The sequence below is a fragment of the Longimicrobium sp. genome (assembly GCA_036387335.1).
GTDB lineage: Bacteria > Gemmatimonadota > Gemmatimonadetes > Longimicrobiales > Longimicrobiaceae > Longimicrobium.
On sequence record DASVTZ010000105.1, the window covers coordinates 51,114 to 64,934 of the forward strand.

General features: G+C 68.4%; 11 protein-coding genes. 8 read left to right on the plus strand and 3 right to left on the minus strand.

The annotated features are described in order from the left end of the window. Positions 1 to 307 precede the first annotated feature (307 nt). Both VF647_09265 and VF647_09270 read right to left on the minus strand, forming a co-directional pair. The gene (locus VF647_09265; protein HEX8452272.1) at positions 308 to 3,028 is read right to left on the minus strand and encodes an ABC transporter permease; all 2,721 of its coding nucleotides are present in this window, start codon (positions 3,026 to 3,028) and stop codon (positions 308 to 310) included. A gap of 34 nt (positions 3,029 to 3,062) precedes the next feature. Next, positions 3,063 to 3,398 (minus strand): PadR family transcriptional regulator, encoded by a 336-nt coding sequence (locus VF647_09270; GenBank protein HEX8452273.1) that lies wholly within the window; start codon positions 3,396 to 3,398, stop codon positions 3,063 to 3,065. 202 nt (positions 3,399 to 3,600) lie between these two features. Here VF647_09270 and VF647_09275 point away from each other — a divergent pair, with 202 nt between their 5' ends. The 3 genes from VF647_09275 to VF647_09285 all read left to right on the plus strand — a co-directional run bounded on the left by VF647_09275 (position 3,601) and on the right by VF647_09285 (position 5,504). Next, entirely contained in the window at positions 3,601 to 4,053 is a 453-nt protein-coding gene (locus tag VF647_09275; protein HEX8452274.1) for a hypothetical protein, read from the plus strand. Positions 4,054 to 4,108: 55 nt separating this feature from the next. After that, on the plus strand, positions 4,109 to 4,378 hold the full coding sequence (locus VF647_09280) for a restriction endonuclease (protein HEX8452275.1): 270 nt from the start codon (positions 4,109 to 4,111) through the stop codon (positions 4,376 to 4,378). Between the two features lie 289 nt (positions 4,379 to 4,667). Further along, positions 4,668 to 5,504 carry a Shedu anti-phage system protein SduA domain-containing protein gene (locus tag VF647_09285; protein ID HEX8452276.1) on the plus strand — a complete coding sequence of 279 codons (837 nt, stop codon included), beginning with the start codon at positions 4,668 to 4,670 and terminating at the stop codon, positions 5,502 to 5,504. A gap of 48 nt (positions 5,505 to 5,552) precedes the next feature. Here the strand turns inward: VF647_09285 and VF647_09290 are convergent, their stop codons facing one another. Beyond that, positions 5,553 to 7,895: a ribonuclease H-like domain-containing protein gene (locus VF647_09290; protein HEX8452277.1), complete on the minus strand. Its 2,343-nt coding sequence runs from the start codon at positions 7,893 to 7,895 to the stop codon at positions 5,553 to 5,555. Positions 7,896 to 8,141: 246 nt separating this feature from the next. On the opposite strand from VF647_09290, the gene bla reads away from it, so the two are divergent. The 5 genes from bla (at position 8,142) to VF647_09315 (ending at position 13,821) form a co-directional block, all read left to right on the plus strand. Then, entirely contained in the window at positions 8,142 to 9,023 is an 882-nt protein-coding gene (bla, locus tag VF647_09295) for a subclass B3 metallo-beta-lactamase (protein HEX8452278.1), read from the plus strand. Positions 9,024 to 9,262: 239 nt separating this feature from the next. After that, positions 9,263 to 10,081: an oxygenase MpaB family protein gene (locus VF647_09300; GenBank protein HEX8452279.1), complete on the plus strand. Its 819-nt coding sequence runs from the start codon at positions 9,263 to 9,265 to the stop codon at positions 10,079 to 10,081. 75 nt (positions 10,082 to 10,156) lie between these two features. Then, on the plus strand, positions 10,157 to 10,570 hold the full coding sequence (locus tag VF647_09305; protein HEX8452280.1) for a helix-turn-helix transcriptional regulator: 414 nt from the start codon (positions 10,157 to 10,159) through the stop codon (positions 10,568 to 10,570). Positions 10,571 to 10,658: 88 nt separating this feature from the next. After that, positions 10,659 to 11,063, plus strand: a complete 405-nt coding sequence (locus VF647_09310) for a VOC family protein (GenBank protein ID HEX8452281.1) — start codon at positions 10,659 to 10,661, stop codon at positions 11,061 to 11,063. A 388-nt stretch (positions 11,064 to 11,451) separates the two neighbouring features. Further along, the gene (locus tag VF647_09315) at positions 11,452 to 13,821 is read left to right on the plus strand and encodes an excinuclease ABC subunit UvrA (GenBank protein HEX8452282.1); all 2,370 of its coding nucleotides are present in this window, start codon (positions 11,452 to 11,454) and stop codon (positions 13,819 to 13,821) included.

The window sequence follows — 13,821 nt, forward strand, 5'->3', positions numbered from 1 at the left end:
ATAAGCGAACAGGAGTGCCCACGAAGGGATCTTTCGTGGGCACCTCATGTCTATTCGCACGACCTCCAACGCGATTCAGCCCGCTTACACCGCGCTCAACTCCGCGTACCCCCCGCCCGGCGGCACAGCAGTGTCGGTAGGAAAAAGAAAAGCATCACGCAGGGGCCACAGGAAGGAACAGAAAGCCACAGAGCAAACCTTGCGGTTCTCTCTCTGTGGCTCTGTGTCTCTGTGTCTCTGTGTGAGCCCTGCAGGTGCGGTTCTCCCGCGCCTCCGCGTCTCCGCGTGAGCCCTGCTGTTGCCCGCCCTACTCCGCCCGCAACGCCTCGCTGGGCTGCACGCGCAGGGCACGGCGGGTGGGCACCACGCAGGCGAGCATGCAGATGGCCAGCATGACCAGCGCGTTGGCCACGAGCAGCGCAATGTTCCCCATCGTCAGGGCCGCGTCGGGATCCCGGGGCGCGCCGTCGGGACGGTGGCCGACCGCGATGTACGCGGCGGCCGTCACCAGGATGAACCCGACCGTGATGCCGGCGCCCACCTGCGTGAGCGGCTTGCGGAAGATGGCGGCGACGACGCGCGCGCGCGGGGCACCCAGCGCCACGCGCACGCCGATCTCGCGCGTCCGCCGCGCCACCGTGAACGACAGCACCGCGTAGATGCCGGCCAGCGAGAGCAGGAGCACGACCCCGGTCAGCAGGAGCGTGATCTTGAACCACATGCCGAGGATCCAGAGGTTGGCGCTGGTCACCTGGTCCACGGGCTGGAGCTCCGTGAGCCGCAGCATGGGGTCCACCTCAGCGGCGATCTCGCGGATGCGCGGGGCCAGCGACATCGGGTCGCCCGGCACGTGGACGATCATGTTGAGCGGCAGCTCGCGGCCCGGAGCGGCCGGCAGGTACACCCCCGCCGCGCGATCGTCGTCGTACGCGGAATTCATCCCGAGATCCCTGACGACGCCGACGATCTCGTACCACGGGGCGGAGGGTTCGGGGGTCTGCTCGCCGCGCTTCAGGAAGCGCAGGTGCCGGCCCACCGGGCTGCGCCCCCGCAGCATGCGGTCGACGAATCCCTGGTCCACGATCACCACGTGCGCGTCGGGCCCCAGATCGGCGGCGCCGAAGCCGCGGCCAGCCATGACCGGCGCCTTCAGCACGTCGAAGTACGAGGGATCGACGGCCGCGGTGCGCACCACCGGGTTGGCCAGCGGCGGGCCGGCCGCCGCCGAGGGGCCGGAGGGGGCGTCCAGCTCGATCCGCCGCCCGTTGTGGTGGTCGAGCGGCACGGCGTCCACGAAGGTGGCGCCCGCGACGCCGGGCTCCGCCTCCAGGCGCTGGCGCAGCGTCCCCACCGCCGCCGCGAAGCGGGCCATCTGCGCGGCCGTGTCCGCGCCCACCTCGGAGTCCAGCTGCACCCTCAGGTACTCGCCGGACGCGAACCCCGGGTCGAGCGAGCGCACCCGCGCCGCCTCCCGCTGCACCGTGAAGGTGACCGCCGGAAAGGCGACCGTGAGCGCGACCTGCGTGACGATCACCGCCGTCCACACGCCGCCGAACCGCACCCCGCCGCCCCCGCCCGTGCCCTGCTTCAGCCGCGAGCCCAGGCCGCGCGTGATCTTGCGCGCGGGCACCATGCCGGCGATGGCGGCGCCCAGCAGGGTGAGCGCGCAGGCGTAGAGCACGGTGCCGGGCGTCAGGTTCAGGTTGAACCAGAAGGGGAGCGCCCCCAGGTTGCGCTCCAGGAACTCGACGCCCCAGTCGCGGAGCGCGAGCTGCGCCAGGGCCAGCCCCACCACGGCCGCTACGGCGCCCAGCACCAGCGCCTCGGCCACGAGCTGCGCCACGATGCGGCCGCGGGTGGCGCCCAGCGCGCTGCGCACCACCAGCTCGGACTCGCGCCCGGCCGCGCGCGCAAAGAGCAGCAGCGCCACGTTTGAGCAGATGACGACCAGCAGCATCACGGCGAACACGTTGAACGACCCCATGAGGGCCATGTCGTCCATGGATGCGGTGGCCGGGTCCGTGTAGCGCGCGACTCGCGGCTGCAGGTGGCGGTGCGTGTCCGGCCGCTCGGCGGCGGCGCGGCGGCCCATGGCGGCCAGCTCCGTCTGTGCCTGCTGGATGGTGACGCCCGGCGCAAGGCGGCCGAAGACCTGAATGGCCGGCCCCTCGCGCGGCGCGGGGACGATGGCGTCCGGCCTGAACGGCGTCCACAGCTCGTGCGCCACGGGGAAGGCGAAGCCTTCCGGCATCACACCCACCACCGTCGCCTGCGTGTCGCCGAGCCGCACGGTGCGGCCCACGATGCCGGCGTCGCCCGCGAAGCGCGTCCGCCACACCTCGTAGCCAAGCACGGCCACCGGCGCCGCGCCCGGCCGCTCGTCGCCCGGCACCAGCGCGCGGCCCAGGAGCGGCGCCTCAGGGGCGATGCGGAACGCCGACGCGCTGATCTCCGCCCCCCGCAGCGGGCGCCCCGCCTCGCTGCCGGCGATCAGGTTGATGGAGATCTCGCGGTAGGCGCCGAGATCGGCCACCGAGCGCAGGCCGCCGCGCCACGCGAGGAAGTCGCTCAGCGCGCGCGGCTCCTCCTCGTTCGCCGCTGCGTCCCAGTTGCGGATGCGCACGATGCGCTCGGCGTGCGGAAGGGGGAGCGTCGGATTCAGGAACTGGTTGACGAGCACGAACGTGACGGATCCGGCCCAGATGGCGAACGCCATCGCCAGCCCGCCGACGATCGTGAGGCCGGGGTACTTCACCAGCATCCGGAAGCCGAGCTTGAAGTCGAGCGAGAGGCCGCTGAGCCACGCCAGCCCCCGCCCGTCGCGCAGCGCCTCCTTGTGCCCCTCCACCCCGCCGAACGCCACCAGCGCCCGCCGCCGCGCCTCCACCGGCTCCAGCCCCTCCTCGCGGACGAGCCGCTCCGTCTCCATCTCGATGTGGAAGCCGATCTCCTCGTCCATCCGCTCCTCGGCCGCGCGCCGCCCGAACAGCAGGGCGAGGCGCGCGCGGATTCCATCGATCCATCTCATGGGGGTGCTCCAGGGGGGTGTTTGCGGGGGTCGATCAGGAGGTGCGGAGCACGGCTTCGAGGCCGGCGGCGAACTTCCGCCAGCTCTCCAGCTCGGTGCCGAGCGCGCGGCTGCCGGCGGCGGTGAGGTGGTAGTAGCGGGCGCGGCGGTTGTTCTCCGTCACGCCCCACTCGCTCGTGATGAAGCCATCCTTCTCCAGCCGCTGCAGCGCCGGGTAGAGCGACCCCTGGTTCACCTCGAGCACTCCCTGCGTGATCTGCTGCACGCGCTGGCTGATCCCCCACCCGTGCATCGGCGCCAGGGAGAGCGTCTTGAGTACGAGCAGGTCGAGCGAGCCCCGGAGGGCGTCGATGTGCGGGCGTGGAGTCACGGTCGTCTCGGCGGGTGGGTTCCTATAGCCGTCTACAGTAAGGTAGGCGCGTCTCCTATAGGCGTCAAGAGGAATGTGGGGGTGCCGCACAGCCGTGGGGGCGTACAGCACGCCCGTGGGTCGCCCCCCGTGACAAGCGGTGCCGTTGGAGCCAGATTCCAGTTCAGGGTTCGCTATCTATCACCAGTGTTTGATTGCTACGATGCCTCGTTTCTGGATGGTTCGCGCGGGCGAGGGTGGTTATCTGGTTGACGAGTTCGAAAAGGCTAGCCACATAGGAATCGGCTTTGAGGGTGCAGGGGCATTTACCAATTTCAAGACGCAGAACCAAATACGGGCGCTCTTGGCGGAAGTGTACCCAGAAATCGCGCCAAACGCCTTGGCAAACGCTGCCTCGATGGCTTACAAGTTCCGGCACGTAATGAAGAACGGTGATCGTGTGGTTACGTATGATCCCAAGCGCCGGGAATATCTCGTTGGGACTATTGAAGGTGATTACCGGTACGCCACCGACGTGTTACCCGATTACTTCCATGTTCGAAAGGTACACTGGTCCGGCCGCGTAAGCCGCGACTCACTCAGCACTACGTCCAAGAACACACTGGGCAGCACGTTGTCGGTGTTCGAGCCGGGTGAGGAGGTGCTGAAAGCGTGATCGAGGCAGGGATGTCGTAGCGTCGCCGGATGGACTTGGGTTTCTTCAGCCCCGGATCATCGCGCAGGTAAAGCATACTCGTGACCCGGTCAGCCGGGACATCATGCTGGCGTTCGCGGGGGTGCTTCAGGACGGCGATAAGGCACTGTTCGTCAGTACCGGCGGATTTAGCTATGACGCGAAATTCGAATCAGAGCGCGTGCGGACGCCAATCACGCTGGTGGACCTCGATGAGCTCGCGAATCTTGTGGTCGAATACTACGACAAGTTCGACTCACAGGGTCGAAGCCTTCTGCCGCTCGTGCGTATGTACTGGCCTGCATAAGCACGTCGGCCGGATCCAGCGGCTCTCTGCTGCTCCTCTTTACACCCGCCGCCTGCGCGATCCGGCCGGAGAGACGAGAGAAACGGTCGCTTGCACGTCCGCATTAGTCGCCGTGCTGTTGAGTGTGTCAGCGACGGTGGGTGCGAGCGAGTTGGGTAAGTGCGCTGATGAGACGTGCTAAGCCAGAGGTGTGGTGAGGCAAGTAGATTTGCGGAGAGGATACTACCGTGCAAATGCAAACTGACCTTCCACTAGACACTGCCCGATGGCGCTACTGAACTGGTCGCTGGTGAAGGCAAGCCCAACGTTCGCCGCAATTCGAGAGCGTTGGATCGCGATGCTCGCGGACGAGACTTTAAAGGAGGAAGCATACCAGAAGTTTTTGTCCCAGCACGCGGGCTTCTTTTTCTCACATGCGTTAGCAGGGACGGATCAACTCGTTAGCGCTAAGGTCAGACTCGGTAGCGATTTTACTACGGATTTCGTTGTTGCAAAAAGTGAGAGAAGCCTTGGGGTAAACTATACGTTGATCGAGATCGAATCTCCTCATACCTCACCCTACACCGCAGCAGGCGCTCCATCCGCTCGCCTGAACACCGCAGTACAACAGATCCTGAATTGGAAACGCTGGATGGAACGCAACAGAGAAGAGGCTAAGCGGCTATTTCCGTCCAAGCAGTTCATCCGCCACGACGACCCCAACTTCTCGTACATGATTGTAATCGGTAGGCGTGGGAGGGAGAACGAGGCGCTGAGGAATCAGTACGCGAGGGAAGTGGGCATCACCATCAGGAGCTTCGACTACTTTACAGACGCGCTAAGTTCGCGCGCGTTCAACGCGTTTCTGTGGATCTCGCGAGACATCGTCCCGACTGTTTCTGCAGAGGACAACAACGCCTATGCAAATCCGTTTTGGATGGCATACTCGGATCCAGAGTGGAGGAGAATAGCCAGTCAAGGTGAGTACAACGAAAGCCATATGGTTGCGGTTAACCTTGATCTGCTCATGCGCTACCGAAGTTACAACGCAGATGCTCAACGTGATTTCGAGGCATTTTTAGCGACTTTGCCGGCAGACGAGAAGGAGATACCGGAGCACCAATTCGAGTGGCTTGAATTCACCTGATTTGTACTGCTACCATGATAGCCCCTCCGACGTGGTTTGATAAACAGCTCACTCACCTCTCACCGAGAGTATCGGCCGCATGCTCGCGGCGGAGGGGGCGAAGAGGGAGAGCTGGTCGGGGCCTGCGAAGAGGGTGGAGAAGTCCTCGGGGGTGAGGGCGCGGGCGAGGCGCGCGGCGAAGTGGGTGCGGAGGGTGCGGGCGTAGTGCTCCGCGTCGTAGTCGCGCAGGGCGGCACGCGCGGCTTCGTCCTGCGGCAGGACGGCGGCGCCGCCGTTCTGGGTGCGGTACACGTCCACGCGCTCACCCACGCGCCACGTCGTGCGGCCGCTCGCGAGGAGCGCCTCGTAGGCCAGCTCGCGTCTGTTTGAGCGGGTGGCGGCGTACGCGTCGGGCGATTTCGTCAGGCGGATGCGCGATGCGACGTCGGAGGCGGGGAGCTCGCGGCGGCGGAGCGCGCGCACGGTGGCGAGGTACGCCTCCCGGACGCCGGCGAGGTCGCGCGCGAAGAGGCGTTCGAGGGCGCGGCGCAGAAAGGCCTCTCCGAACGCTTCCGAGCGGCTGCTGCGGAAGGCGACGCCGCGGAGCGTCAGCGTGCCGTCGTAGCCCAGCAGCGCGTAGTTCTTGGGCTCGTGCGAGAGCATCGCGGCGTAGCGCCCCTCGAACTCCAGCTGCACCAGCGGAGGGAGGAGCGCCCCCACCTCCGCCACCACGCGCCGCTCGTCCGCCTCGCTCCACCCCTCCGGCACGGCGAAGTAGACGCCGTCCGTGTCCGCCTCCAGAAGCGTGACCCCGCGCGCGGCCAGCTCGCGGCACATAAGCGCCAGGGTGTCGCGGCCGCGGCGCGTAACCTCGTTGGCGGCGTGCACGTCCGCGAAGCGCGTCAGGCCGGGGGCCGCCAGGTAGCCGTACGCGGAGTTGACGACCACCTTCATGGCGGACGAGATGGCTTCCTGGGTGTGGCGCTCGGCCGAATCGGGGGGCGCCGCCCGCGCGCTCGTCTTGGCGGCGAGGCGGTGCTCCACCAGCCGGTCGACCAGCGCCAGCAGCGCCCCCAAGTGATCGCGAGCGGGCCCGATGCGGTACGCGCGCATCAGCGACGGGTACAGGCTGGCCACGTCCGCCTTCACCACGCGCCACGCCACGCCGGTGGCGAAGAGGTGCAGCGCCGCGCCCTGGTGTGGGGTGCCGTCCCCGGGGTGGTGCACGGGGAGCGCCGCGCCCGCGCGCAGATACGCGCGCACCAGGAGCGGATCGATCACCCCCGTGGCGGGGCCCGCGTCGGCGAGGCGCTCGTAACGGCGCGGGGCCATGCGGGCCAGGGCGAACGCGGCGCCGCCCAGCAGCCGGGCCAGGGCCGCGACCTCCTCCACGTCGTCGGACGCGTAGCGCCGCACCCGCTCGGCGTCGCGGCGGTAGACGGCGTACACCTGGCTCCCGGGCACGTACTCCCGCTCCGGCGCCGCCACGCCGAAGTGCCGCGCGACCGCCTTGAGGCCGTGCCCCGGCAGCTCGCGCGCGCTGAAGTCGTAGCGGATCACCGCGTCCATCGTGTCGATCAGCTCGCGCCCGGGGGCCAGGAGCCGCACCCGCCGCCCCTCGTCGCCGCGCGCGGTGCCGCGGCGGGCGGCGCGCTCGCGCAGGCCCACGCCGGCCAGGCGCCCCAGCGGGAGCGGCACCCCCAATCGGCGGGCCCGCTCGGCCACGAACGGCAGGTCGAAGCCGTGCAGGTTGTGGTTCTCGATCACGTCCGGATCGGCCGCGCGCACCGCCGCAACCAGCCGCCGGATCAGCTCCGCCTCGGCATCGTCGCCGCGGCCGTCCGCCTCCAGCACGTGCGTCTCGCCCGCCGGATCGCGCACGGCGACCATGAAGATGCGGTCGCGCGTGGCATCCAGCCCCGTCGTCTCCAGGTCGAACTGCAGACGGTGCAGGTCGTCGAAGGCGAGGCCGCGAAAGTACGTTCGCCCGGTGGCCACCAGGTACTGCTCCTCTGGCGGCAGCGCGAGCACATGGTCGGCGCCCAGCGCGCGCAGGTGCTCCACGGGCCGGTCCAGGCGGCGGGAGGCTCCGTGCAGCACCGCCCTGGCCAGCTCCGCGCCGCTCCGTGCGGATACCAGGACGCGCAGCTCGCCCGGCCCCTCCATCTCGCGGTACCAGACGCGCGCGTCCGGCGTCCCCTCACGCCCGAGCCGCGGGCCGAGGTGGCGCAGGTCGTCCAGCGCGTCGAGAAGAATCCAGGGCCGGAACCGCTCCTCCTCCTGCACCAGCGCACCCGTTTCTTTGACCCGCCGCCACACGAACGCGCGCCCGTTCGCATCCGCCCACACGGAGACGATGCCGGGCGTGGTATCCCAGCCCCACAGCCACTCGTCTTCGCGGGTGGTGCTCATGGCGTTTATCACGAATTCGCGAGCATCCGAATGGCCTCACGCGAAGGCGCAAAGGCGCAAAGAAAGGGCTTTCGTTTCTTTCCTTGGCGTCTCCGCGCCTTTGCGTGACATCCTGTTCCTTGCGTTGAAGGTAAGGCGATGGCGTGCGTTGCGGGAGCGGCCGCGGGGCAGCGCTGTTGACCTGCTTTGTATTGTAGAGTACTTTGATTACAAGCTGTGACTGATCCTCAAGAAACGGAGCGCGCGGTGCGCGATCGTAGCAAGCGACGCTGGCCGGTGATCCTGATCGGAGTCGTAGCCATCCTCGCCGGGTTCCTCGTCGCGCAGTGGAAGGCGAGCTCCGATAAAGGCGGGCAGAAGTACGCGAAGCCGTTCCGGATCGCGGGCAACTTCTACTACGTCGGCGCCAACGACGTGTCGGCGTTTCTGATCGCGGGGCCGCAGGGGCACGTGGTGATCGACGGCGGCTATCCAGGGACGGCGACGATGATCGAGGCGAGCATCAAGGAGCTCGGCTTCGACATCAAGGACGTAAAGGTGCTGCTGAACTCGGAGCCGCACGGTGACCACGCCGGCGGGCTGGCTTCACTGAAGCGGATGTCCGGCGCCGAGCTGTGGGCCAGCGACGCCAGCGCGGACGTCATCGAATCCGGCGGCGACGACCGGGACCTGATCCTGCCGCTGCGGGCGCTGATGTGGAGCGGGCTGATCGGTTACCCGGCCGCGCGCGTCGACCACCGCATCAGGGACGGCGACACGGTCCGCGTGGGCCCGGTCGCGCTCACGGCGCACATCACGGGCGGCCACACGCGCGGCTGCACCACCTGGTCGTTCCCCGTGCGCGACGGCGGGCGCGTGCTGACCGTGGTGAGCGCGTGCAGCCTCAAGGTGCTGGGCGGGATGAAGTACCCGGAGCAGCCGGCCGACCTGGAGCGCAGCTTCCGCGTGCTGCGCGGCCTCCCCGCCGACATCTGGGTAACGTCGCACGGCAGGCTGTGGGGACGGTACCCCAAGTTCGCCGGGCGCGACACGGCAAAGGACCCGGCGGCGCCGTTCATCGACCCCGCTGGCTACCGCGCCTACATCGACTCCGCCCAGGCGCAGGTCCGCCGCGGCGTCACGCACTAGCCGCAGCACTGCCCCCCCATTTTGTCATTCTGAGGGAGCCGCTCCACAGGCCTCGCAGATCGTTCCGATCTCGGGCGGCGGCCGAAGAATCTAGCCGGGGCTGGGCCGGGCACCGTGCATCGCAACCGGGCCCTCGGCACGCACAGTAGATCCCTCGCTCCGCGCCACGGTTCGGAGACGCGGAGAGGACGGTGAAGCGCGTCGCTCATGATGACAAAAAAACTTAACCGAGGTTCATCGTGGCTGATTTCGTGGATCGAGGTTCCATCGTGCGGCGGATCTGGGGGGATGGAGACATGGTGCTCCTCGCCTTCGCGGGCTCCGCGGCCGAGTTCGCGCTCAACCGCGCGATCGACTGGCTGTTCTTCACCGGAAAGCTGCCGAACGACCCCATCAACCGGCTCTTCTCCACCGCGGGCTACGCGCAGGGGATCGTCTTCGCGGACGCGCAGACGGCGGCGCGCACGCTGGACCGCATCGTGGCGGTTCACCAGGCGGTGGAGCGCGAGCGTGGGCAGTCGATCCCGGACTGGGCGCACCGCGATGTGCTCTACATGCTCATCGACTACTCCGAGCGGGCGCACGAGCTGCTCGCGAGGCCGCTGACTGCGGATGAGCGGGAGGAGCTCTTCGACGTGTTCCGCCGCGTGGGCATCGGCCTCCAGATCCCCGATCTCCCCGCGTCGCACGCGGAGTGGCGAGCGGATCGCGACCTCCACCTGCGCCGCGACCTGGTCAGGGGCGAGGGCACCGATGCGCTGTACGCCCAGTACCGCAAGCACCTCGGCCCCTGGCGCTATCATCTCCTGCTGCGGGTGCAGGCGATCCTGGCGCCCGCGCACGTGCGAGGCCTGCTGCGGCTGAAGCGCGCCGAGTGGCTGCGCCCCCTGATCCGCTTCTATCCCCTCCTGGTCCGCGCCGGACTGCGCTCGTTCGTCCAGCGTCTGCTGATGCCGCCTGCCTATCTTCGGGCGATCCGCGCGCTGGACCACGTTCCGGCGAGCCGTCCCGAGCCGCGCAGCCTGAAGCCCCTCCACGCCCCATCCCCGGCCGGCTGACGGCGCCTGCACCCTCGCTTGACTCCCTCCCGCGCCATTCGTACACTTTCCGCCCGAACCCCGGCCGAAGGTGAGATGAACGTCGACCTGAACGAGCTGCGGCGGCTGCGCAGGGCCCGCGACCGGATGGACCGCGAGTACGCGAAGCCGCTCGACGTGCCGGCGCTGGCCCGCACGGCGCTGATGTCCACGGCGCACTTCAGCCGCCGCTTCCGCGAGGCGTACTCCGAGACGCCGTACGGGTACCTGATGACGCGGCGCATCGAGCGGGCGAAGGCGCTGCTCCGCCGAGGCGACCTGAGCGTGACGGCCGTCTGCTTCGAGGTCGGCTGCACGAGCCTCGGCTCCTTCTCCGCCCGCTTCACCGAGCTGGTGGGCGAGACGCCGTCCAGCTACCGCGCTCGCAGCCACGACGAGCTGCGCGCCGTCCCCACTTGCCAGACGATGGTGGTCACCCGCCCGCGCAAGCGCGAGGACGCGGCGAAGTGAGCAGTTTTCGAGAAGCGATCCCCGCCGCACCCGCTTAGCTTCAACGCCATCACCGTTTCAGCAAAGCATCCCCACCAAGCGAGGTGCCATGCCCGTATCACTCAGCGCCGTCCACGTCCTGGTCGACGACCCCGACGCCGCGCTCGTTTTCTACCGCGACACCCTGGGCCTGACGGTGCGCGACGAGGTGGCCCACGGCGGATTCCGCTGGATCACCCTTGCCACCGAGAGCCAGCCAGAGATCAAGATCGTACTCTCGCAGCCGCACGCCGGCCGCTCCAAGCAGGATGGCGACGCCGTCGCGGCGCTGCTGGCCAAGGGTGAGCTGGGCGCGGTCTTCCTGCGCACCGACGACCTGAACGCCACCTTCGCCAGGGTCGCCGCCGCGCCGGGCGTGGAGGTGCTGGAGGAGCCCGCCGACCGCTTCTGGGGCGCCCGCGACGCCGCCGTGCGCGATCCCGCGGGCAACCTGGTGCGCATCGAGCAGGGCTGAGAACCGCATTGCCTCACGCGGAGGCGCGGAGACGCAGAGAGAACAGCACGAGTTTTTCTCTGTGGCTTGTAGTTCCCTCTGTGTTCTCTGTGTGAGGCTTTTCGGGGTTCTTTCTCTGCGCCTCCGCGTCTCCGCGTGAGACTTCCTTTTTTGGATCTACGATGAGCGAGCCCATGCAGCCGCACGCCGCCCGCGGGCAAGCTGGTGCGCATCGAGCAGGGCTGAGAACCGCATTGCCTCACGCGGAGGCGCGGAGACGCAGAGAGAACAGCACGAGTTTTTCTCAGTGGCTTGTAGTTCTCTCTGTGTTCTCTGTGTGAGGCTTTTCGGGGTTCTTTCTCTGCGCCTCCGCGTCTCCGCGTGAGACTTCCTTTTTTTAGGATCTACGATGAGCGAGGCCATGCAGCCGCACGCCGCCGACCGCCACGACCTCATCCGCGTGCACGGCGCGCGCGTGAACAACCTCAAGGACGTCAGCGTCCAGCTGCCGAAGCGCCGCCTGACGGTGTTCACCGGCGTCTCGGGCTCGGGCAAGAGCTCGCTGGTGTTCGGGACTATCGCCGCGGAGTCGCAGCGGATGATCAACGAGACGTACAGCGCCTTCGTGCAGGGCTTCATGCCCACACTCGCGCGCCCGGACGCAGACGTGCTCGACGGGCTGACGACGGCCATCATCATCGACCAGGAGCGGATGGGCGCCAACGCCCGCTCCACGGTGGGCACCGCCACCGACGCCAACGCGTTGCTGCGCATCCTCTTCAGCCGCCTGGGGCAGCCGCACATCGGCTCCCCGCAGGCGTTCTCCTTCAACGTCGCATCCATCAGCGGAACGGGCGCGGTGACGCTCGAGCGCGGCGGTGAGACGGTCAGGGAGCGCCGCAGCTTCAGCATCACCGGCGGCATGTGCCCGCGCTGCGAAGGGCGCGGCGCGGTCAACGACATCGACCTGACCGCGCTGTACGACGACAGCAAGTCGCTCAACGAGGGCGCGCTCACCATCCCCGGCTACACCATGGACGGGTGGTTCGGCCGCATCTTCAGGGGCTGCGGCTTCTTCGACCCCGACAAGCCGATCCGCGACTTCAACAAAAAAGAGCTGCACGCGCTCCTTCACAAAGAGCCCACCAAGATCAAGGTCGACGGCATCAACCTCACCTACGAGGGGCTGATCCCCAAGATCCAGAAGTCGATGCTCTCCAAGGACGTCGACGCGCTGCAGCCGCACATCCGCGCCTTCGTGGAGCGCGCCGTCACCTTCACCACCTGCCCCGACTGCGGCGGCACCCGGCTGTCCGAAGCCGCGCGCTCGTCGAAGATCAAGGGCATCAGCATCGCCGACGCGTGCGCGATGCAGATCAGCGACCTGGCCGAATGGGTGCGCGGGCTGGACGAGCCGTCGGTGGCGCCGCTGCTCACGACGCTGCAGCAGACGCTCGACTCGTTCGTGGAGATCGGACTCGGCTACCTCTCGCTCGACCGCCCGTCCGGCACGCTCTCCGGCGGCGAGGGGCAGCGCGTCAAGATGATCCGCCACCTGGGATCTTCGCTCACCGACGTCACCTACGTCTTCGACGAGCCCACCACCGGCCTGCACCCCCACGACGTGCGGCGCATGAACGACCTGCTGCTGCGCCTGCGCGACAAGGGGAACACCGTGCTCGTGGTGGAGCACGAGCCGGAGACGATCGCCATCGCCGACCACGTCGTCGATCTCGGCCCCGGCGCGGGTTCGGCCGGCGGCGAGGTGGTGTTCGAGGGGAACGTGGAGGGGCTGCGGACGAGCGGCACCCTCACCGGCCGCCACCTGGACGACCGGGCGTCGCTCAAGACCCAGGTGCGCACCCCCACCGGCAAGCTGCCGATCCGCGGCGCCACCCGCCACAACCTCAAGGGCGTGGACGTCGACGTGCCGCTGGGGGTGCTCTGCGTGGTCACGGGCGTGGCGGGCTCGGGAAAGAGCTCGCTGATCCACGGCTCCATCCCCGCGTCGGCCGGCGTGGTGTCGGTCGATCAGACGCCCATCCGCGGCTCGCGGCGCAGCAACCCGGCCACGTACACGGACCTGCTGGAGCCGATCCGCAAGGCGTTCGCAAAGGAGAACGGGGTGAAGCCGGCGCTCTTCAGCCCCAACTCCGAGGGCGCCTGCCCCAACTGCAACGGCGCGGGCGTCATCTTCACCGACCTGGCGATGATGGCCGGCGTCGCCACGGTCTGCGAGGAGTGCGAGGGGAAGCGCTTCCAGGCCGCGGTGCTCGAGTACAAACTCGGTGGCAAGGACATCAGCCAGGTGCTCGCGATGTCCGTGGCCGAGGCGCGGGAGTTCTTTGGCGCCGGCCCCGCGAAGACACCGGCCGCACACGCCATCCTCTCGCGCATGGAGGACGTGGGGCTCGGCTACCTGTCGCTGGGCCAGCCGCTCACCACCCTCTCCGGCGGCGAGCGGCAGCGGCTCAAGCTCGCCACCCACATGGGCGACAAGGGCGGCATCTACGTCCTCGACGAGCCCACCACCGGTCTCCACCTCGCCGACGTCGAGCACCTCCTCGCCCTCCTCGACCGCCTGGTGGGCGCCGGCAAGTCCGTCATCGTCATCGAGCACCACCAGGCCGTCATGGCCCACGCCGACTGGATCATCGACCTGGGCCCCGGCGCCGGCCACGACGGCGGCCGCATCGTCTTCGAAGGCACCCCCGCCGATCTCGTCGCCGCGCGCTCCACCCTTACGGGCGAGCACCTGGCCGCGTACGTGGACGGCTGA